This window comes from Paractinoplanes deccanensis (genome assembly GCF_016862115.1).
Taxonomy (GTDB): domain Bacteria; phylum Actinomycetota; class Actinomycetes; order Mycobacteriales; family Micromonosporaceae; genus Actinoplanes; species Actinoplanes deccanensis.
In genome coordinates this window covers 145,011-165,390 of the sequence record NZ_BOMI01000082.1, presented here as the reverse complement: position 1 = coordinate 165,390, position 20,380 = coordinate 145,011, and the positions used below count along the sequence as shown (strand labels likewise).

Annotated in this window: 17 protein-coding genes; 11 read left to right on the top strand and 6 right to left on the bottom strand. The window is 71.0% G+C overall.

Annotated features, from left to right (window positions below):
• Positions 1-77 precede the first annotated feature (77 nt).
• The 5 genes from aceE (at position 78) to Ade02nite_RS21730 (ending at position 8,691) form a co-directional block, all read left to right on the top strand.
• A complete protein-coding gene (gene aceE / locus Ade02nite_RS21750) occupies positions 78-2,816 on the top strand; it encodes a pyruvate dehydrogenase (acetyl-transferring), homodimeric type (protein ID WP_203766500.1) in 2,739 nt (912 codons plus the stop codon).
• 90 nt (positions 2,817-2,906) lie between these two features.
• A complete protein-coding gene (locus Ade02nite_RS21745) occupies positions 2,907-5,018 on the top strand; it encodes a methyl-accepting chemotaxis protein (RefSeq protein ID WP_203766498.1) in 2,112 nt (703 codons plus the stop codon).
• Between the two features lie 116 nt (positions 5,019-5,134).
• Positions 5,135-6,376 carry an MFS transporter gene (locus Ade02nite_RS21740; protein ID WP_203766497.1) on the top strand — a complete coding sequence of 414 codons (1,242 nt, stop codon included), beginning with the start codon at positions 5,135-5,137 and terminating at the stop codon, positions 6,374-6,376.
• A 13-nt stretch (positions 6,377-6,389) separates the two neighbouring features.
• Positions 6,390-7,796 carry a glutamate--tRNA ligase gene (gltX, locus tag Ade02nite_RS21735; RefSeq protein WP_203766495.1) on the top strand — a complete coding sequence of 469 codons (1,407 nt, stop codon included), beginning with the start codon at positions 6,390-6,392 and terminating at the stop codon, positions 7,794-7,796.
• 244 nt (positions 7,797-8,040) lie between these two features.
• The gene (locus Ade02nite_RS21730) at positions 8,041-8,691 is read left to right on the top strand and encodes a hypothetical protein (protein ID WP_203766493.1); all 651 of its coding nucleotides are present in this window, start codon (positions 8,041-8,043) and stop codon (positions 8,689-8,691) included.
• Here Ade02nite_RS21730 and Ade02nite_RS21725 read toward each other — a convergent pair.
• The 4 genes from Ade02nite_RS21725 to Ade02nite_RS21710 form a co-directional block, all read right to left on the bottom strand.
• The gene (locus Ade02nite_RS21725; RefSeq protein ID WP_203766491.1) at positions 8,688-9,452 is read right to left on the bottom strand and encodes a hypothetical protein; all 765 of its coding nucleotides are present in this window, start codon (positions 9,450-9,452) and stop codon (positions 8,688-8,690) included. The genes Ade02nite_RS21730 and Ade02nite_RS21725 overlap by 4 nt on opposite strands.
• Positions 9,453-9,684: 232 nt before the next feature.
• Positions 9,685-10,200, bottom strand: coding sequence for a sigma factor-like helix-turn-helix DNA-binding protein (locus Ade02nite_RS21720; RefSeq protein WP_203766489.1), 516 nt, complete (start codon positions 10,198-10,200; stop codon positions 9,685-9,687).
• A 47-nt stretch (positions 10,201-10,247) separates the two neighbouring features.
• Complete coding sequence (locus Ade02nite_RS21715; RefSeq protein ID WP_203766487.1) at positions 10,248-10,856, bottom strand: TetR/AcrR family transcriptional regulator; 609 nt, start codon at positions 10,854-10,856, stop codon at positions 10,248-10,250.
• A 230-nt stretch (positions 10,857-11,086) separates the two neighbouring features.
• A complete protein-coding gene (locus Ade02nite_RS21710) occupies positions 11,087-11,317 on the bottom strand; it encodes a hypothetical protein (protein WP_203766568.1) in 231 nt (76 codons plus the stop codon).
• A 1,089-nt stretch (positions 11,318-12,406) separates the two neighbouring features.
• Here Ade02nite_RS21710 and Ade02nite_RS21705 point away from each other — a divergent pair.
• From Ade02nite_RS21705 to fabF, 5 genes are all read left to right on the top strand, one after another.
• Positions 12,407-13,603, top strand: a complete 1,197-nt coding sequence (locus tag Ade02nite_RS21705) for a PucR family transcriptional regulator (RefSeq protein WP_203766485.1) — start codon at positions 12,407-12,409, stop codon at positions 13,601-13,603.
• A 94-nt stretch (positions 13,604-13,697) separates the two neighbouring features.
• The gene (locus tag Ade02nite_RS21700) at positions 13,698-14,615 is read left to right on the top strand and encodes an ACP S-malonyltransferase (RefSeq protein ID WP_203766483.1); all 918 of its coding nucleotides are present in this window, start codon (positions 13,698-13,700) and stop codon (positions 14,613-14,615) included.
• Between the two features lie 2 nt (positions 14,616-14,617).
• Positions 14,618-15,568, top strand: coding sequence for a beta-ketoacyl-ACP synthase III (locus tag Ade02nite_RS21695; RefSeq protein WP_203766481.1), 951 nt, complete (start codon positions 14,618-14,620; stop codon positions 15,566-15,568).
• A 50-nt stretch (positions 15,569-15,618) separates the two neighbouring features.
• Positions 15,619-15,861: an acyl carrier protein gene (locus tag Ade02nite_RS21690; RefSeq protein WP_203766479.1), complete on the top strand. Its 243-nt coding sequence runs from the start codon at positions 15,619-15,621 to the stop codon at positions 15,859-15,861.
• 1 nt (position 15,862) lies between these two features.
• Positions 15,863-17,089, top strand: coding sequence for a beta-ketoacyl-ACP synthase II (gene fabF / locus Ade02nite_RS21685; protein ID WP_203766477.1), 1,227 nt, complete (start codon positions 15,863-15,865; stop codon positions 17,087-17,089).
• 57 nt (positions 17,090-17,146) lie between these two features.
• Here fabF and Ade02nite_RS21680 read toward each other — a convergent pair whose 3' ends face one another.
• Together Ade02nite_RS21680 and Ade02nite_RS21675 are read right to left on the bottom strand one after the other, a co-directional pair.
• Complete coding sequence (locus Ade02nite_RS21680; RefSeq protein WP_379037416.1) at positions 17,147-18,841, bottom strand: glycoside hydrolase family 3 protein; 1,695 nt, start codon at positions 18,839-18,841, stop codon at positions 17,147-17,149.
• A gap of 37 nt (positions 18,842-18,878) precedes the next feature.
• Positions 18,879-19,370, bottom strand: a complete 492-nt coding sequence (locus Ade02nite_RS21675; RefSeq protein WP_203766468.1) for a DUF3145 domain-containing protein — start codon at positions 19,368-19,370, stop codon at positions 18,879-18,881.
• A 233-nt stretch (positions 19,371-19,603) separates the two neighbouring features.
• Between Ade02nite_RS21675 and Ade02nite_RS21670 the strand changes: the two genes are divergently transcribed.
• Complete coding sequence (locus Ade02nite_RS21670) at positions 19,604-19,930, top strand: hypothetical protein (protein WP_203766466.1); 327 nt, start codon at positions 19,604-19,606, stop codon at positions 19,928-19,930.
• The last annotated feature ends 450 nt before the right edge of the window (positions 19,931-20,380 follow it).

Below are 20,380 nucleotides of genomic sequence, written 5' to 3'. Positions count from 1 at the left end.
AGGGGCAGGATGGAGTTATTACCGCGCGACTCACACAATGGGCCGCTCGGTCCGACACCCGACCAAGAGGAATGCCTGTGGCCACGGAGCGCAAGCGCCCGGTGATCAGCGACGGCCTGCCGAGCCAGCTTCCGGACATCGACCCCGAGGAAACGAACGAGTGGGTCGAGTCGCTCGACGGAGTCATCGACGAACGGGGCGCCAAGAGAGCCCGTTACGTTATGTTGCGCCTGCTGGAGCGGGCCCGGGAGCGACAGGTGGGCATCCCGCCGCTGACCTCCACCGACTACGTCAACACGATCACTCCCGAGCGCGAGCCGTGGTTCCCCGGTGACGAGTTCGTCGAGCGGCGCATCCGGGCGTACATCCGGTGGAACGCGGCCATGCTGGTGCACCGCGCGCAGCGGCCCGAGATCGGCGTCGGCGGCCACATCTCGACGTACGCGTCGAGCGCCAGCCTCTACGAGGTCGGCATGAACCACTTCTTCCGCGGCAAGGACCACCCCGGCGGCGGCGACCACATCTTCTTCCAGGGCCACGCCTCCCCCGGCATGTACGCGCGGGCGTTCATGGAGGGCCGGCTCACCGAGAACGACCTGGACGGCTTCCGGCAGGAGCTGTCGCACCCGGGCGGCGGCCTCCCGTCGTACCCGCACCCGCGCCTGATGCCCAACTTCTGGGAGTTCCCGACGGTCAGCATGGGCCTCGGCCCGCTGAACGCGATCTACCAGGCGCGCTACAACCGCTACCTGCACAACCGCGGCATCAAGGACACCAGCCAGCAGCACGTCTGGGCGTTCCTCGGCGACGGCGAGATGGACGAGGTCGAGTCGCTCGGCGCGATCGGCCTGGCCGCCCGCGAGGAGCTCGACAACCTCACCTTCGTGATCAACTGCAACCTCCAGCGGCTCGACGGGCCGGTGCGCGGCAACGGCAAGGTGATCCAGGAGCTCGAGGCGTTCTTCCGTGGCGCCGGCTGGAACGTCATCAAGGTCATCTGGGGCCGGGAGTGGGACCCGCTGCTCGCCGCCGACAGCGACGGCGCGCTGGTCAACCTCATGAACGTGACGCCGGACGGCGACTACCAGACCTACAAGGGCGAGTCCGGGGCGTACGTTCGCGAGCACTTCTTCGGCCGCGACCCGCGCACCCGCAAGCTCGTCGAGGGCATGTCCGACGACGAGATCTGGAACCTCAAGCGCGGCGGCCACGACTACCGCAAGCTGTACGCGGCGTACAAGGCGGCCATGGAGCACACCGGCCAGCCGACCGTGATCCTCGCCAAGACGATCAAGGGCTGGACGCTCGGCTCGCACTTCGAGGCGCGCAACGCGACCCACCAGATGAAGAAGCTGACCCTGGACGACCTCAAGGGCTTCCGGGACACGCTTTACCTCGACATCAGCGACAAGCAGCTCGAGGAGAACCCGTACCTCCCGCCGTACTACCACCCCGGCGAGAAGTCCGACGAGATGCAGTACATGCTCGAGCGCCGGCGCGAGCTCGGCGGTTCCATCCCGAGCCGCCGCACCAAGGGCAAGATCCTCCAGATCCCCGACTCGAAGGCGTTCGGCGACGTCAAGCGGGGCAGCGGCAAGCAGAAGGTCGCCACCACGATGGCCTTCGTGCGCCTGCTCAAGGACCTCATGAAGGACAAGGAGTTCGGCGCCCGGTGGGTGCCGATCATCCCGGACGAGGCCCGCACGTTCGGCATGGACTCGCTCTTCCCGACCAAGAAGATCTACAACCCGCACGGCCAGACCTACACGTCGGTCGACCGGGAGCTCTTCCTGTCGTACAAGGAGGCGACCAACGGCCAGATCCTGCACGAGGGGATCAACGAGGCCGGGTCGACCGCGAGCTTCATCGCCGCCGGTACGTCGTACGCGACGCACGACGAGCCGATGATCCCGCTGTACATCTTCTACTCGATGTTCGGCTTCCAGCGCACGGCGGACGAGCTGTGGGCGGCCGCCGACCAGATGACCCGCGGCTTCCTGCTCGGCGCCACCGCGGGCCGCACCACGCTCAACGGTGAGGGCCTCCAGCACGAGGACGGTCACTCGCTGCTGATCGCGGCGACCAACCCGGCCGTCGTGGCCTACGACCCGGCGTTCGCGTTCGAGATCGCGCACATCGTCGAGGACGGCCTGCACCGCATGTACGGCGAGAAGCAGGAGAACGTCTTCTACTACCTCACCGTCTACAACGAGCCGGCGGTCCAGCCGGCCGAGCCCGCCGACGTCGACCGGGAGGGCCTGCTCAAGGGCATCTACCGGTATGCTGCGGCGCCGCAGGAGAACGGCCCGAAGGCGCAGCTGCTCGCCTCCGGCACCGGCATGGCGTGGGCGCTCAAGGCCCAGCAGCTGCTCGCCCAGGACTGGGGCGTGTCCGCCGACGTCTGGTCGGTCACCTCGTGGACCGAGCTGCGCCGCGACGCGGTCGAGGCCGAGGAGCACAACCTGCTCAACCCCGGTGACACCCAGCGCAAGCCGTACATCCAGCAGAAGCTGGAGGGCACCGAGGGCCCGGTCGTCGCGGTCAGCGACTTCATGCGCGCGGTCCCCGACCTGATCGCCCGCTGGGTGCCGAACGACTACACGTCGCTGGGCACCGACGGCTTCGGCATGAGCGACACCCGGCACGCGCTGCGCCGCCACTTCCACGTGGACGGCGAGTCGGTGGCCGTGGCCACGCTGCGCCAGCTGGCGCTGCGCGGCAAGGTGCCGGCGCACGTGCCGGCCGAGGCCGCCAAGAAGTACGCGATCGACGACGTCAACGCGGCCCCCGTCGGCGAGACCGGCGGCGACAGCTGATTCCTCTCGAGCCGGGCCGGTCCTCGCACGAGGGCCGGCCCGGCTCAGTCGTCTCCGAAGCGTGCCGATAGGTACGGAGTGGGACGCGGCATGCAGATCAGTCACAAGCTCCTCGCGCTGGGCCTGGGCGGGGTGATCGGCACCGCCGCCGTCCTGGTGCTGGTCGGCGCGTGGGAGAGCGCCGACTTCGCCGAGAGCACCGAGCGTGAGGTGGTCGCCCAGAACGAGGCGACTCTTCAGCAGATCACGAGCGACGTGACCACGCTGGTGTCGTCGGTCGGCGACGAGGTGCAGAACAGCGTCGACGTGTCGATGAACGCGGCCGACAAGCTGCTGGCGCTCAGCGGCGGCGTGTCGTTCTCGGACCGCACGGCGACGTGGACGGCCACCAATCAGGTGACGAACGCGAAGACGACGGTCACGCTGCCGCGCATGATGATCGGCGGCTCCTGGCTCGGCCAGAACAAGAACCTGAAGGTCACCACGCCCTTCGTGGACGACGCCGCGTCCGTCTCCGGCGCCGTGGTCACCGTCTTCCAGCGCATGAACACCGCCGGCGACCTGCTGCGGGTCGGCACGACCGTGGAGGCGGCGAACGGCAGCCGGGCGATCGGCACGTACATCCCGGCGACCTCGAACGGCACGGCCAACGCGGTGGCCGCCGCGATCAAGGCGGGCAAGTCCTACCGCGGCGTGGCCAAGGTGGTCGACACCTGGTACATCACGGCGTACGACCCGATCAAGGACGCCTCCGGCGCGGTGGTCGGCTCGCTCTTCGCCGGCATCCCCCAGTCGGACGCCCTGGAGAACCTGACCGCCGCGGTCACCGCCGGCGAGGTCGGCGAGAACGGCTGGGTCAGCGTCTTCAGCACGTCGTCGGCGGACGCCGGCCGGGTCGTCGCGTCGAGCGTGGACGGCGCCACGGACAGCGTGGACGCCGAGTCGACCGACGCGAACGGCACCAAGTACGTCGCCGAGATCGTGGCCAAGGCGCCGACCCTGGAGGACGACGCGACCTGGAGCACGACCTACCAGTTGCCCGGCGCGGCGGGCGCGGCGGCCGGGCCGACCACCACGACGGTCGCCTACTACGCGCCGTACTCGTGGGCCATCGCGATCGGCGGCTACGACGCCGACTTCGCCGGGCCGATCACCGCGGTCCGCGACGGCCGCAAGGCGATGCTGGTGGCCTTCGTGATCGCGGCGGTGGTGCTCGCGGTGGTCGGCGGCCTGGTGGCGGCGACGCTGGCGCGGCGCATCGCGCGCCGCCTGGCCGGGCTCACCGGCGGCCTGTCCCGGCTCGCCAAGCGGGACCTGACCGTGGTGGTGCCGGTCGACGGCAAGGACGAGATCGCGGTGGCCTCCGCCGAGCTCAACACCGCCGTGGGCGAGCTGCGCACGGTGATGGTCGAGGTCACCGACGCCGCGCACGAGGTGGCCGGCACGGCCCAGCAGGTGGCCGCGACCGGCGGCGAGCTGGCCGGCTCCGCCGACGAGGCGGCCACCCGGGCCGGTCACGTCAACGTGGCCGCCGAGGGCGTCTCGCACGTCGTGCAGACGGTGGCCGCGGGCGCCGAGGAGATGGGCGCGTCGATCTCGGAGATCTCGACCAACGCCCAGGACGCGGCCCAGGCCGGCCGGGACGGCGTCGGGCTGACCGCGGCCGCCGCCGGCGTGATCACCGAGCTGCGCGCCTCGACCACGGCGATCGCCGACGTGGTGCGGCTGATCGCGAGCATCGCCGAGCAGACCAACCTGCTGGCGCTGAACGCGACGATCGAGGCGGCCCGGGCCGGCGAGACCGGCAAGGGCTTCGCGGTGGTCGCCGGCGAGGTCAAGGAGCTCGCCCAGGAGACCGCGCGGGCCACCGAGGACGTGACCTCGCGGGTGCAGGCGATCGAGAGCGACACCAGCCGGGCGGTCGACGCGATCGAGGCCATCACGGCCCGGATCGCCCAGGTGAACGACTACCAGACGGCGATCGCGGCGGCGGTCGAGGAGCAGGCCGCCACGACCGCCGAGATGGCCCGCAACATCTCCGAGGTGGCCTCCGGCAGCCGCGAGATCGCCGAGGGCATCGGCGTGGTGAGCGGCGCGGTCGACGGCACCCGGGCGTCGGTGGCGGTGTCGCACCGCGCGGCGGGCGAGCTCGACGCGACGGCCCGCAAGCTCACCGGCCTGGTGGACCGCTTCACCGTCTGAGCCTCATTGGCCTCAATTGCCGATTGCAACCGCACGACCACCTTCCGTAAGCTCCCTTCCCGAGGGGATCGTCATCCTCTAACCTCCGAGGAACTTTCACCTTTCGAGGAGGCCGGATGGCCGTCGTGCAGGGATCAACGGCCCTCGCCGAGCCCACCGAGCCCGTCAACCGGTCGTGGATCGGCCTTCTCTTCGCCGCCAACCTGGGCCTCTGGATGGCGTGCTACACGCCCATCCAGATCCTGCTGCCCGAGCAGGTCGCCGAGCTCACCCAGGAGCACAAGGAGGCGTGGCTCGGCCTGGTCACCGGCATCGGCGCGTTCGTCGCCGTCGTGGTGGCCCCGCTCGCCGGCTCGCTCTCCGACCGCACCCGGCTCAGGCTCTTCGGCCGCCCGTACGGCCGGCGGCACGTCTGGACGCTGAGCGGCGCGGCCCTGACCGTGCTCGCGCTGAGCGTCCTCGCCGAGGCGCCCAACCTGCTCACCGTGACCCTGGCCTGGGCGGCCGCCCAGGTCGGCATCAACATCATGCTGGCCTCGCTCACCGCCGCCGTGCCCGACCGGGTGCCGGTCATCCAGCGCGGCCTGGTCTCCGGCTGGATCGGCATGCCGCAGGCGCTCGGCCTGGTGATGGGCGCCATCCTGGTGACCGCCATCGTCACCGACATCAGCCTCGGCTACATCGCGCTCGCCCTCGGCCTGGTCGTGCTCGCCGCCCCGTTCGCCCTGCTCACCCAGGACGAGCCGCTCCCGGCCGGCCACCGGGTGCGCACCACGTGGCGGCTCGACCTGCGCGGCAACCCCGACTTCGCCTGGGCCTTCGGCACCCGCTTCCTGGTGCAGCTCGGCAACGCGCTCGGCACGCTCTACCTGCTCTACTTCCTGACCGACGCGGTGAAGCTGGACGATCCGGACACCGGCCTGCTCATCATGATCCTGCTCTACACGGTCGGCATGATCGGCACGGCGATGACCGGCGGCCACCTCTCCGACAAGCTCGGCCGCCGCAAGATCTTCGTGATCTGGTCCGGTGTGCTGATCACGATCGCCGCGACGATGCTCGCCATCTGGCCCACCTGGCCGGTCTCCATGGCCGCCGCCCTGATCTTCGGCGCCGGCTACGGCGTCTACCTCGCCGTCGACACCGCGCTGATCACCCAGGTGCTGCCGGCCGCCACCGACCGCGCCAAGGACCTGGGCGTCATCAACATCGCCAGCGCGGCCCCGCAGGCCATCGGCCCGGCCATCTCGGCACCGATCGTCACCCACCTCGGCGGCTACCCCGCCCTGTTCGGCCTGACCGGCCTCGTCACCCTGCTCGGAGCGGTGGCGGTGGTGAAAATCCGTTCCGTGCGCTAGGTACCCTTGGCGGGTGACTGTACGAGTACGCTTCGCCCCCTCTCCGACCGGCATGTTCCACGTCGGCGGCGCGCGCTCCGCGCTGCAGAACTGGATCTACGCCAAGCAGCACGACGGTGTCTTCGTGCTGCGGATCGAGGACACCGACGCCGCCCGCAACCGTCCCGAGTGGACCGAGGGCATCATCTCGGCGCTCGACTGGATCGGCATCGAGCGCGGCACGTACGAAGGACCGTACTTCCAGTCCTCCTACGCCCAGGACCACACCGCCGCCGCCACCCGGCTCTACGGCGAGGGCCGGGCATACTACTGCGACTGCAAGCGCGAGGACGTCATCGCCCGCACGGGCAACCAGCACACCGGCTACGACGGCTTCTGCCGCGACCGGGGCCTCGGGCCGGGCGAGGGCCGCGCCCTGCGCTTCCGCACCCCCGACGAGGGCGAGACCGTCGTCGAGGACCTGGTGCGCGGCAAGCCCACCTTCGAGAACAAGCTGATGGAGGACTTCGTCATCGCGCGCAGCGACGGCTCGGCGGTCTTCCTGCTGGCCAACGTCGTCGACGACCTGACGATGGGCATCACCCACGTGATCCGGGCCGAGGAGCACCTGCCCAACACGCCCAAGCAGCAGCTGCTGTGGGAGGCGCTCGGGCACACCCCGCCGGTCTGGGCCCACGTGCCGGTCATCGTCAACGAGAAGCGGCAGAAGCTGTCGAAGCGCCGCGACAAGGTGGCCCTCGAGAGCTACCGCGACGAGGGCTACCTGGCCGCCGCGATGAAGAACTACCTGATGCTGCTCGGCTGGGCGCCGACCGGCGACCGTGAGATCGTGCCGTGGCAGGTCATCGAGGACGAGTACCGCCTCGAGGAGGTCAACCACGCCCCCGCGTTCTTCGACGTCAAAAAGCTGCGGGCGTTCAACGGCGACTACATCCGGGCGCTCGACGTGCAGGAGTTCATCCAGCTCTGCACGCCGTGGCTGAGCGGCACCGACACGATCCCGGCCCCGCCGTGGGAGCCGGCGAGCTTCGACGTCGACGTCTTCACCGCTGTCGCCCCGCTGGCGCAGACCCGCATCGCGGTCCTGTCCGAGATCGTGGAGTACGTCGACTTCTTCTTCCTCGACCAGCCGGCCTACGACGAGACCTCCTGGAACAAGGCCATGAAGGAGGGCGCGGCCGACATCCTCGACGCCACCGCGGCCGCCTTCGAGGCGCTGCCGGAGTGGTCGGCCGAGCCGCTCAAGGCCGCGCTCGAAGAGGTCGGCCTCGCCCGCGAGCTCAAGCTCGGCAAGACCCAGGCGCCGGTGCGGGTCGCGGTCACCGGCCGGTCGGTGGGCCTGCCGCTCTTCGAGTCGATCGAGGTGCTGGGCCGCGAGCGGACGCTCGCCCGGCTGCGCGCGGCGCGCGCCCGCTTGTAACACGTTTTCGTTTCGATGGAGGCTCGGTCGGGTGACCGGGCCTCCATCGTGTTGCGCGCGGTAGGTACTATTCGGCCGCTGATCAACGGCCGTCGTCGTCTCTCGGTCATCCCCAGATGGCTTCAAATTCGTCCGGCTCGAGATGCGCCCGGGCGCTGGCCCGGGAAGGCTTAGGGCCACGGCCGCGTCAGCGGGCGACAGTGCGCGAAGCCATGTCCAACCACGGGGCGGGGGAGGCCGGACGATGGTGCAGAAGGCGATCACACGGTTGCTCGCGATCACGGCGGCGCTCGCCGTCGGGCTCGCTCCCGGCGCGGCGGCGCAGGCCGCGCCCAAGGCCGCCGCCAAGCCGAACGTCGTCCAGATCACCGGCAAGGACGTCGACGGCAAGATCCTCGTCGATCAGAAGACGCAGAAGAGGCTCTTCGAGAGCCTCTACAGCGAGGTCAGCTGGATGGCGTCGGCCAAGTCCCAGACGACCGCGCTCCAGGCCGACAAGCTCGGCGCCAAATACACGGTGACCCTGCTCAACAACAAGCAGGCGCTCCAGGTCTTCGACCTGTTCCCGATGGCCGCCGGCGGTCCCCGTGCCCACCGCCTCGCCAAGCAGCCGACCGGCGCCAAGACCGAGGGCTGGTTCTACGGCCGGCTCACCATGCCCGAGGCGCTGCGCGTCGCCGGCGTGCCGCTCAAGGCCAAGCCCGACGTGGTCACCGGCGGCATCGGCGGCGGCATCGGCCAGGGCCTCGATGTCGACGACGCCGCCGACCAGCCGGCCGGCGTCCAGGAATACGTGGGCGAGGTGCGCCGCCTGTTCCTGCTCAACGGCGCGGTCCTGATCGCCATCCTGGTCGGCCTGGCCGGCATCGCGTTCCTGATCCGCCGCAAGGTCTAGTCCACCGGGGTCCGCAGCGCCGGGCAACCCTCCCCGCACTCCTCGTCACCGAAGGCGTCGAGGACCCGCTCGTCGGTGGCCACCTGCTCGACCTGCGCCCCGGTGAGCCCCGGCTTGCCGCGCTCGGCGCCCACGTCACGCTCCCCGGTGGCCATGACGGCGACGGTACGGCCGTCGCTCACCCGCCGCGCGATCGTCTCGCGCACCTGCCAGTCCTTGTCGCTGTCGTCGTCGTAGCGCACGAACTCGAGCCCGCCGGCCTTGTCCACCCGGGCGCAGGCCTTGTCGTCGGCCTTCACCGGGAAGCAGTAGTCGCCCGGCTTGTCGAAGGCGGCAACCTCGACCGTGCCGCGCGGCCCGTCCTCGTCGCGCACCTCGTAGCGCCGCCACCCCTCGCCGCGCTCCGGCGACCGCGGCGTGATCTCCAGCCCGCGCCCTTCGATCAACGGCTCGATCACCTGCCGTACGGGGTCAGCACTGGCCACCGGCGCCGGCTCCACCGTGGCCGGGGTGGACACCACGACCGGCACCGGCTCGGCAACCGGAGCGCCCGGCAGCAACGTCGTGGTGAGCAGATAACCCGCCGCCACGACCGCTCCCGCCGCAAGCACCCCGGACCCGAGCAGCAGCCGCGCGCGCCGGCGCCGCAACCGATCGGCCCGGCGAAAGACGGCGTCGACCTCACCGGCGATCGACGGCTCCCCCTCGACGACATGCTCCAGCAGCTCACGCAGCTGGCCGGTCGGCCCGGTCCCGCTCATCGAGCGATCCTGGCGTCGCCCACCATCAGGCCCCCGCCGGCCGCAGCGGCTCCACCGGCGGCCGCGGCTTCCCCGGCCATCGCTCCCCCAGCGACCATTGCACCACCGGCGGCCGCGGCACCTCCGGGCATCACTCCCCCAGCGGCCGCTCCTCCACCGGCGGCCGCGGCACTCCTCGCCATCGCTGCTCTCCCAGCGACTGCTGCTCCACGGGCCACCGCCGTTCCCCTGGTCACCGCCGCCCTCCGGCCGCTGCGGCTTCCCCGGCCATCGCGGCTTCCGACTCGGTCAGCAGCTTCTCCAGGGCGGCCAGGCCGGCGCGCTCGTAGGCGGCGACCCGTTCGTCCTCGAGGTCCAGCATGGCCCCCGTGGTGTCCACGTCGAAGCCGTCCCAGTAGCGCAGCACGAGGACGGCCCGGCATCGCGGCGCGAGCTTGTGCAGCGCGTCCAGCAGCAGGATCGACTCGGTCGCCACCCCCGCACCGCCGGCGGACGCCACGAAGACGTGCTCCCGCCGCCGGTTGCGCTTGCGGCAGGCTTCCATCAGATCCGCGTACGCGTACACCTCCGCGTCGGCCACCGCCCCCCGCCGCGTGTCCACGACGAGACGCGCCAGCGCGGCACGGGTCAATTCACCGGCGAGCTGCCAGTCACCACACATGAGAAAGGCCGAGCGACGCAGACGCGGCAGCCGAGCCGCCACGAACGCGCGCAGGCTGTCATCATCCTCACGCTCGTTTCCGGACATATGCCCTTTATAGGCGCGCAAGCCCGCCCCGGTGCCCCGAACGCCGATCACGCGACCTGAACGGCGACCTCCACAAGCCGCACCAGATCGTCCAGATCCTCCTCGAACTCCCCCTCCGGCGCCTGCGCCACCGGAAGCCCACCGGTGACCTCACCGGTCGCATAGCCAAGCAGAAACGCCAGAATCATGCGGGCAAGCCGCGGAACCCGCACCTCCGCCACCCCCGCGTCATGCAGCACGCCGCGCAGAGCCGCCGTCAGCCACGAGGTGGAGGCCCCCGCAGCCGGCCGGTTCAGCAGCAACGGAAAGGCCCCGGGATGCTTGCCAGCCAACGCTCGCACGGCCCGCCCCAGCGCCCGCAGACGCCGCCGCCAGTCCAGCTCCCCACGGTCGCCGCCGGCCGGGTCCCCATCGGCGCGATCCCCGGCCTGGCTGCTCGCGTGTCCGCCCGCCTGGTCCAGGTCGGCGCCGAGCTCCATGTTGAGCAGATCCACCAGACCGTCCAGCAGGGCGTCCTTGCCCCCCACATACGGGTAGAGCGCCATCGAGGTAAGACCGACCCGCTCGGCCACCGCCCGCATGGACATCGCGGCGAGGCCGCGCTCATCGACGAGAGCGAGGGCCTGGTCCAGAATCAGCCGTCTCTTGTCGTCCACCCGGTAACCGTGTCCGGAATTTCCCTCATGTCAACCATGGCACGCCGCACGGCTCACCCGGCTGAGTGAGCCTTCCGCCCGCAGGGCCGCATGAGGGCCTCCCCTGGCGTGATGCCCTCGGCGCTCATACCCGCACCTCACACCGCCCCCGACGCGATCCTGATCCGGTCGCCACCGCCATCACGATCTCGGCCGCAGCTTATGCCCGCGTCAGGCCTTATGCGTCGTCCTCAGCACCAGCGGCCGGGCGGACGGCCCCGTCCGGCGGCCCGGCGGCGAGGGCGCACCGCGCCGTGCAGGTGAGCTCCGGCCCAGCCGTGCAGCTCGGTACGGCAGCCGACCCGGCTCGGCCCCGGCACATACTCCGGGTCCGTCTCTTCCACGGCCGGCCCGGCCGCAGGCAGCGAGCCGTCCGGCGCGGGCTCACCCTCGCCGAGCGGCCAGTTCTCCCGTTCCGTCATCTCGCCTCCTCACCCTCTCGCGGTCTTTCATCGGCAGCTCGCAACCCGCGCTTTACGGCAGGCGGACGCGAATCCGGCGACGCTAGGACGACACCTTGCCAGGTCACCGACCGAAATCACGGGAGAGGCGCACCGCTACACCGGACAAAAGCCCCAAATAGCCTCTTTACGGCGACGCCAGCCATGCCACACCCAGTCCCGACCACCCAGACGGCGGCCCACAACGAGCGACAAACCGCCCAGCACCCAACCGCCCCCGCAGCAACAAACCGCCCACCTCAGGTCGGAACAACACCCAAAATGAACGTTCCCTCTTCCAATCCCCGAGCGCCATGTCGCGTACGTCTCAGAACGAACGTTCGCTCGCCACAACCGCAACCCACTCGCCAACATGGCAAACCCGCACGCCGCCTTGGTATGCGACCCGCGCCGGCCCGGACATCGAACGAACGTTCGCTCGCGCAGCCGACTGATACGAAACAGCCCCGGTCCCCAGAAGAACGAACGTTCGCTTGCGTTGCCGTGAGGAGCGCTCGGCGCCCAAGCAATGAAGAACGAACGTTCGCTCGTGCAGGCCAGCGACACGACACAGCCTGACCTCCCAGAAGAACGAACGTTCGCTTGCGCTTGCCATGAGGAGCACTCGGCGCGCAAGCGACAAAGAACGAACGTTCGCTCGCGCAGTCGACTGAAGCGACACAGCCCCGGGCCTTCTCGGTGGCCCGACCGGCTTCACCAGCCGCCCGGGCGGCTTCACCGGAAAGAACGAACGTTCGCTTGCGCTTGCCATGAGGGTCGTTCGGTGCGCAAGCGAAAAGAACGAACGTTCGCTCACGCAGCCGCCTGCAGTGATCATCGCAGCACCGCGGGGAAGAACGCCCGTGCCACGTGCCAGCGCTCGACGACAGCCGACAAGTAAAACGAACGCTCGCTCGCTGTCACTTGAAGCGACACAGCACAACACCAAAGCGAACGTTCGCTCGCTGTCGGCTGCCGCGCTACAGGGCATGGGGTGAGCGCGCGTGCCGGCCATAGGCGGCGGCGCGGCCGGGACACCGCGGCGTCGACCGGGCATGGCAGGCTTGGGGCGTGTCAGAGACCGCGCCGCCCCAGGGCTCGGCGAAACCGCCCCCGGCCGAGACTCTGCGGCGGATCGAGCGGCATGCCGGGGCGCTGGCCTCGTCCGCCGTGGCTCGTATGGATGAGACTCTGCCCTGGTTTCGGGCTCTTCCGGCCGATCAGCGGTCCTGGGTCATGCTGGTCGCCCAGGCCGGTGTGCGGTCGCTCGTGGAGTGGCTTCGGTCCGGTGGAGCCACCGAGGACAGCACTCAGGAGATCTCCGACGAGGTCTTCGCGGCGGCGCCTCGGGCGCTGGCTCGGTCGATCACGTTGACGCAGACCGTACAGCTGATCAAGGTCACTATCGATGTGGCCGAGGCCGAGGTTGCCGCGCTTGCCGCGCCGGGCGAGGAGGAGCCTCTTCTGCAGGCCATCCTCAAGTTCTCCCGCGAGATCGCCTTCTCCGCCGCCCGGGTCTACGCGCGCGCCGCCGAGTCGCGCGGTGCCTGGGATGCCCGGCTGCAGGCCCTGCTGGTCGACGCCCTGTTGCGCGGCGATTCGTCCGATGTGCTCGCCAGCCGGGCCGCCGCGCTCGGGTGGGCGGACGCTCCTCCGGTCGCCGTTGTGGTGGGCCGCTCCCCCGGCGGCGACATCACCGCCGTGCTGCACGCTGTCTACCGGGCCGCCCGGCGCGCTCGCATCGAGGTCATCGGCGGTGTGCACGGTGACCGGCTGGTCGTGGTGATGGGTGGCGCCGCCGATCCGGTCGCCACCGCTTCGGCGCTGGCGGCGAGCTTCGGGGAGGGGCCGATCGTGGTCGGGCCGGCCGTTCCGTCGCTCGACCAGGCCACCGAGTCGGCCCGGGCCGCCCTTGCCGGGTTCCGGGCGGCGCCCGCGTGGCCCGGTGCGCCGAACCCCGTGTCGGCCGACGATCTGCTGCCCGAGCGCACGCTCGCCGGCGACATGGAGGCCCGTCGCAAACTGCGGCACGACGCGTACGGTGCGCTGTCGCGCGCCGGTGGCGGGCTGCTCGACACCCTCGACGCCTTCTTCGCCGCGGGCGGGGTGCTCGAGAGTGCGGCCCGCGAGCTGTTCGTCCACCCGAACACCATCCGGTACAGGCTCAAAAGGGTCGCCGAGGTGACCGGGCTGTCGCCGCTGGACGGGCGAGACGCGTTCGCGCTGCGGATGGCACTGGCGGTCGGCCGCCTCGACCCTGCGACTTAGCTCACCGACTTGTAGAGTTCCTACAACAGCCGTCGTAGGGTTTCGTCGCCGTCAGCAACCCCGCAACGGCGACCTATCCGGAAGAGTCGAAGACGTGCTCGCCGTACTTTCCCCCGGCCAGGGTTCCCAGAAGCCCGGCTTCCTGACCCCGTGGCTCGACCTCCCCGGCGCCGAGAGCAAGCTGCGCTGGTGGTCGGTGCTCGCCGGCCTCGACCTGGTCCACCTCGGCACCGAGGCCGGGGAGGAGGAGATCAAGGACACCGCTCGTACGCAGCCGCTGCTGGTCGCCGCCGCCCTGCTCGCCGGCGAGCAGCTCGGGAGCTTCAGCGTCGTCGCCGGGCACAGCGTCGGTGAGCTCGGCGCGGCCGCCCTCGCCGGCGTGCTGCCCGCCGAGGCCGCCATCGCGCTCGCCGGGCTGCGCGGCCGTGAGATGGCCGCCGCGTGCGCCCTGGAAGAGACCGGCATGAGCGCCGTCCTCGGCGGCGACGCCGACGAGGTGCTCACGTCGATCGAGAAGCACGGCCTGCACCCGGCCAACCGCAACGCCACCGGCCAGGTGGTGGCCGCGGGGTCGCTCGAAGGGCTCGCCGCGCTGGCCGCCGAGCCGCCCGCCAAGGCGCGGATCATCGCGCTCAAGGTGGCCGGCGCGTTCCACACGCCGTACATGGCGCCCGCCGAGACCGCGCTCGCCACGGTCGCCGGCGGCATCAGTGCCGCCGACCCGGCGCGCACCCTGCTCTCCAACCTCGACGGCACCGCCGTGACCGACGGCTCCGAGATGGTGCAGCGGCTCGTCCGCCAGATCACCGCGCCCGTGCGCTGGGACCTGTGCATGCGCACGCTGGCCGACCTCGGCGTCACCGGCGTCATCGAGCTGCCGCCCGCCGGCACGCTGGCCGGCCTGGTCAAGCGCGAGCTCAAGGGCAACGGGGCCCCCGAGATCGTCACCCTCAACACCCCCGACGACCTGCCCGCCGCCCGCGACCTCATCGCCCGGCACGAAGGAGCATGACCATGACCGCGGGTTCCCGCATCGTCGCGATGGGGCACTACCAGCCCTCGCGCGTCGTCACCAACGACGACCTGGCCGCGACCATCGACACGAACGACGAGTGGATCAAGAGCCGTGTCGGCATCGCCGAGCGGCGCATCGCCGACAGCGAGACGGTGGCCGACATGGCCACGTTCGCCGCCGAGAAGGCGCTGGCCGGTTCCGGGCTCACCGCGGCCGACATCGACCTGGTCACGGTCGCCACCTGCTCCTCGATCGACCGCTGCCCCAACGTCGCCACGCGCGTCGCGGCCCGCCTCGGCATCACCGCTCCCGCGGCGTACGACCTCAACACCGCCTGCTCCGGCTTCAGCTACGCGATCGGCACGGCCGACCACGCGATCCGCGCCGGTGCGGCCCGCAACGCGCTGGTGATCGGCGCCGAGAAGCTCTCCGACGTCACCGACTGGACCGACCGCACCACGGCCGTCCTCTTCGGCGACGGCGCGGGCGCCGCCGTGGTCACCGCGGTGGCCGACAACGAGGAGCCGGGCATCGGGCCGGTCCTGTGGGGCTCGGCGCCCGAGAAGGGCGACGCGCTCAAGATCGAGGGCTGGCAGCCGTACATCCAGCAGGAAGGCCAGACCGTCTTCCGCTGGGCGACCACCGAGCTCGCCCCGTTCGCGCTCCAGGTCTGCGAGCGGGCCGGCGTCGCGCCGTCCGAGCTGGCCGCCTTCGTGCCGCACCAGGCCAACACCCGGATCATCGACGGCATCGTCAAGCGGCTCGGCCTCGGGCCGGACGTGGTCGTCGCCAAGGACCTGGTCCACTCGGGCAACACCTCCGCGGCGAGCGTGCCGCTGGCCCTGTCCAAGCTGGTCGAGCGCCGGGAGGTGCCCGCGGGCGCCCCGGTCCTGCTCTTCGGCTTCGGCGGCGGCCTCACCTACGCCGGCCAGGTCGTCCGCTGCCCCTGAGCAGCCGACCTGCCGGAGCTCTTCCCACCACTGAAAGGAAACAACTCACAATGGCAACTCGCGGAGAGATCACCTCTGGCCTCGCCGAGATCCTCGAGGAGGTCGCCGGGGTGAACCCGGACGACGTCGCCGAGGAGAAGTCCTTCACCGACGACCTGGACGTCGACTCGCTGTCCATGGTCGAGGTCGTGGTGGCCGCCGAGGAGAAGTTCGGCGTCAAGATCCCCGACAACGAGGTGCAGAACCTCAAGACCGTCGGTGACGCGGTGAGCTACATCGAGGCGAACCACTGACATGAGCAACGTCGACGTCGTCGTCACCGGGCTCGGCGCGACCACCCCGTTGGGCGGGGACGTCGCGTCCACCTGGGACGCCATGCTCGCCGGCCGCTCCGGGGTGAGCACCATCACCGCGGAGTGGGCCGAGCAACTCACCGTGAAGATCGCCGCGCAGCTCAAGGTCGACCCGTCCGAGGTCATCGAACGGGTCCGCATGCGCCGGCTCGACCGCTCCGAGGCGATCGCACTGATCGCCGCGAAGCAGGCCTGGGCCGACGCGGGCCTCGAGGGCTCGGAGATCGACAAGGAGCGCCTCGCCGTCAGCCTCGGCAGCGGCATCGGTGGCGCGCTCACCCTCCTCAACCAGGACGACATCCTCGAGCAGTCCGGGCAGCGCAAGGTCAGCCCGCACACGGTGCCGATGCTCATGCCCAACGGCCCGGCCGCCTGGGTCGGCATCGAGCTGGGCGCGCAGGCCGGCGTGCACGCGATGGCCAGCGCCTGCGCGACGGGCGCCGAGGCCATGGCGCTCGGTCTCGACATCATCCGCTCCGGCCGGGCCGACGTGGTCCTCGCCGGCGGCACCGAGGCGGTCATCCACCCGCTGCCGTTCGCCGGTTTCGCCAACATGCGCGCCATGTCGACGCGCAACGACGAGCCGGAAAAAGCTTCCCGCCCGTGGGACAAGGGCCGCGACGGCTTCGTCTTCGGCGAGGGTGCGGGCGCCGTGGTGCTGGAGCGTGCCGAGCACGCGAAGGCCCGGGGTGCGCGCGTCTACGCCCGCCTGGCCGGCGCCGGCATCACCTCGGACGGCTTCGACATCGTCCAGCCCGACCCGGAGTGCAAGGGCGGCGCCCGCGCGATGTCCCGGGCGATCCGCGACGCCGGCCTGACCGGCGCCGACATCGTCCACGTCAACGCGCACGCCACGTCGACCCCGGTCGGCGACATGGGCGAGATCGTCGGCATCAAGGCCGCGGTCGGCACCCACCCGGTGCTCACCTCGACCAAGTCGATGTCCGGTCACCTGCTGGGCGCGGCCGGCGCCCTGGAGTCGATCGCCACGATCCTGGCGATCCGCGACAGCGTGGTCCCGCCCACGATCAACCTGGACGACCCCGACGAGCGCCTCGACCTCGACGTGGCGGCCCACAAGGCCCGCCCGCTCGACATCCCCGCGGCGATGAACAACTCGTTCGGCTTCGGCGGCCACAACGTGGCGCTGGTCTTCACCCGCGCCTGACCCGCCGAGCACACCACCGGAAGCCGCGACCCGCCCGGGGTCGCGGCTTCCGTCTTCTCAGCAGGCCGAGCGGGGCAGGCCGGCCACGGCCACCGGGGACCTGCCCGGCGCCTTGGCCTTGCCCGCGATCACCTTCGCCGCCGCCGACAGTGACACCCTGCTGGACGAGTACGTCGCGACGAGCACCGGCGAGCTGGACGACGCCAGCAGGTGGGGGGTGTCCATCCCGATCGTCACAGCCGCCTTCTGATCGAGATCGGCCGGCTTGTCCCCGTACCCGACCAGCCGGATGAGCGACCCACCACTCGCCTGGACCTTGACGCCCGCCGCTTGCAGCTCCTTGATCAGGGTTTGCTTGGCCGTCTCGCGGACCGGGTCGGCCGAGACGGAGACCGGGCCGGGCACGAGCGGGCCGGAGCACGGGCCGCGCAGGACCGTGATCGAGGCGGCGGCCAGCGGGCTCACGGCGGCGGCGTGGGCGGCGGAGCCGACGGTCGTGAGGTCGGGGCGCGAGAGGGCCGCCGTGCGGAACTTGAGGGTGAGGATGCGGGTGACGGCCTCGACGAGGCGTTCCCGTTTGAGGCTGCCGTCCTTCAGCGCGGCGACGATGCCGTCGCGGGCCGCGGTGATGTCCGGGGGCATGAGGAGCATGTCGTTGCCGGCGTTCAGGGCGCGGACGGCGGCCTCGCCGGGCGGCCACTTCATGGCGGGCGGCATGTTCATCGCGTCGGTGACGGCCACGCCGGTGAACTTGAGCTTGCCGCGCAGCTCGTCGGTCATGACCTTGTGGGAGAACGTGGCGGGCACACCCTTGTCGAGCGCCTGCACGTCCAGGTGGCCGGACATGACGACCCCGGCGCCCGCGCCGACGCCCGCGCGGAACGGGGGCAGGTCCTGCGTGTCCCAGGTGGCGCGGCTCTGCGTGACCACGGGCAGGCCGTCGTGGCTGTCGCCGCTGGTGTGGCCGTGGCCGGGGAAGTGCTTGAGCCCGGCCGTGACACCGGCCTTCTCAAGACCGCGGACGGCGGCGGCCACCTGGGCCTCGTTCGCCTTGGCGTCGGCGCCGAACGACCGCGAGCCGATCACCGTGTTGGTGGGCGGTCCGAGGGTGTCGGCGACCGGCGCGAAGTCGACGGTGACGCCCATGGCCGCGAGCTCCTCGCCGGCCGTGCGCCAGGCGTTCTCGGTGAGCTGCGGCTGGGCGGCGGCGCCGGCGGCCATCGCGGACGGCAGCATGGTGACGCCGTCGGTGACCCGCGTGACGACGCCGTACTCCTGGTCGATGCCGATCATCAGCGGGGCGCCGCCGGGCGCCTGGCGGGCGGCGGCCTGGAGGCCCTCGGTGAGCTCGCGGACCTGCTTCGGGTTCTCGACGTTCGTGGTCGGGTTGGTGGTGCCGGTGGGGTCCTGCGCGGTGAAGCCGACCAAGATCAGGCCGCCGAGGTGGAACTTGGCGATCATCTCGGCGGGCGTGTTCACCCCGGCCAGCCCCTGGTTGCCGGCGGCGGAGGTCTTGTCGACGCTGGTCGCCGAGCTGCCGTAGGCGTACGGCATCAGCACCTGACCGGCGAGATCGGCGTCGGACATCTGCGCGAGGGCGGCCGCCACAGGGTCACTCGATGTGGCGGACGACGGCGGTGGAGCGGACACGCTCTGTTGCGGCGGCGGGGCGTCCGCCGGGGTGTCACTGCATGCCGCGAGGAGCAGGGGTACGAGCAGAGCGACGCGCGCAGACCTCATCACGCCAGCCATCGAAGCAGCCGCCGTCACCCCGGCGTCGCGGGGGCCCTCAGCCGACGCGTGTCAGCAGCGTGACCGGGGCGCCGTCACCCGCGTACCGGTAGGGCTCCAACTCGGCGTCCCAGGCCGTTCCGAGGGCCTTTTCGAGGGCATGCGAAAGGGCCTCCGGCGCCCGCGCGGAGGCCATGATCGCGCGCAGCCTGTCCTCGCCGATCTGGATGTCCCCGGAAGCGCCCATGATCCCGTGGAAGAGACCGCGGCCCGGGACGTGCATGAAGCGCTCGCCGTCGACGCCCGGACTCGGTTCCTCGGTCACCTCGAAACGGATCATGGGCCACTGCCTGAGGGCAGCAGCCAGCTCGGCGCCTGTACCGGCGCGCCCGGTCCAGCTGCACTCGGCCCGCCGCATGCCGGGATCGACCGGCTGCGCCGTCCAGTGCAGGGTGACCGGCGCGGTCAGTACGCGCGCGATCGCCCACTCGACGTGCTGGCACACGGCGAGTGGAGTCGAGTGGACGTATACGACGCCACACGTTGGCACGGTGACCTCCCGGAGACCGAGGTGCGTCTTCCCCTACGACCTCGACCGCGGTTGATCGTGTCCCATGATGCCGGTTGGTACGGATGGTGCGCCAGAGAATCGGCAACATCGACATCGGATCGGCCGTAGTGGCACACCCGTTACAACGCTTCAACCAGCTCGGACGGCACGGTCGGCCGAAATCGTGTAGAGTTGCTACGGCCTTTTTTCTGTTTTCCTCAAGGAGTCCCGCCGTGGCGAGCAACACCTCAAAGACCGCCCGCGCATCAGTCCGCGCCGGACAGGGTTCGGGCGGCGCCCTCAGCGTGCTGGGTGAGTACAAGTACCTCATCCCGCTGGCCAACGGCCGCTTCGCGTACGTGCGCAACCTGACCAACGGCAAGACCGCGCACCTCAAGACCGACTCCGAGGCCTTCGTCGAGGAGATCCGCCTCCTCGCCGCCGCGGGCCACGGCGCCAAGATCCGCGCCGAGCTGGAGGCCCTCGAGGCCGCTCACCCGCAGGACGGCTGGGCCGCCACCGAGAAGCGCCTCGCCGAGGCCGGCGTCTTCGAGGGCTGAGTCCCGACGCATCGGGGCGCCTCTCCGGCCGTCATGGCCGAGAGGCGCCTTTTTGCGCCCTACGAAGATCACCCCACCGAGATCAGCCGGGGATGTTCAGCGCTCCTTGGGACATTTCGGACACGCTCTCGTTGCCGCTACTCCGCACGTTGCGTGAGTGCTTTGGTGGCACGCTGCGTGACTTTTGGTCGCGCTCCCTCAGAGGTACGCCCGTAGGCCGCCCGCAGTAGTTCCTCCGAACCCGCGGCGCGGCGCGAGCCAGGCGTCACCCACGCGCGTGCAGCGCGTTTCGCGTGAGTGCCACGCCAGCAACCGCCCGCGGGCACCCCGCCGCGACGGAACCTTCGCACGGGCGGACAGGCACAGCCCAGCAACGCTCCGAGGATCAGGCAAGGCAGGCGGCCCCAGCAAGGCAGGCGGCCCCAGCAAGGCCGGGAAAGCGGGCCGGGA

Excerpts from the sequence above, each read along its gene's own strand:
- Ade02nite_RS21710 (WP_203766568.1), bottom strand. The coding sequence starts at position 11,317 with ATGACGGAACGGGAGAACTGGCCGCTCGGCGAGGGTGAGCCCGCGCCG.
- Ade02nite_RS21680 (WP_379037416.1), bottom strand. The coding sequence starts at position 18,841 with ATGGCTGGCGTGATGAGGTCTGCGCGCGTCGCTCTGCTCGTACCCCTG.
- Ade02nite_RS21690 (WP_203766479.1), top strand. The coding sequence starts at position 15,619 with ATGGCAACTCGCGGAGAGATCACCTCTGGCCTCGCCGAGATCCTCGAG.
- Ade02nite_RS21720 (WP_203766489.1), bottom strand. The coding sequence starts at position 10,200 with ATGTCCGGAAACGAGCGTGAGGATGATGACAGCCTGCGCGCGTTCGTG.
- Ade02nite_RS21740 (WP_203766497.1), top strand. The coding sequence starts at position 5,135 with ATGGCCGTCGTGCAGGGATCAACGGCCCTCGCCGAGCCCACCGAGCCC.
- Ade02nite_RS21725 (WP_203766491.1), bottom strand. The coding sequence starts at position 9,452 with ATGAGCGGGACCGGGCCGACCGGCCAGCTGCGTGAGCTGCTGGAGCAT.
- Ade02nite_RS21695 (WP_203766481.1), top strand. The coding sequence starts at position 14,618 with ATGACCGCGGGTTCCCGCATCGTCGCGATGGGGCACTACCAGCCCTCG.
- fabF (WP_203766477.1), top strand. The coding sequence starts at position 15,863 with ATGAGCAACGTCGACGTCGTCGTCACCGGGCTCGGCGCGACCACCCCG.
- Ade02nite_RS21730 (WP_203766493.1), top strand. The coding sequence starts at position 8,041 with ATGGTGCAGAAGGCGATCACACGGTTGCTCGCGATCACGGCGGCGCTC.
- Ade02nite_RS21745 (WP_203766498.1), top strand. The coding sequence starts at position 2,907 with ATGCAGATCAGTCACAAGCTCCTCGCGCTGGGCCTGGGCGGGGTGATC.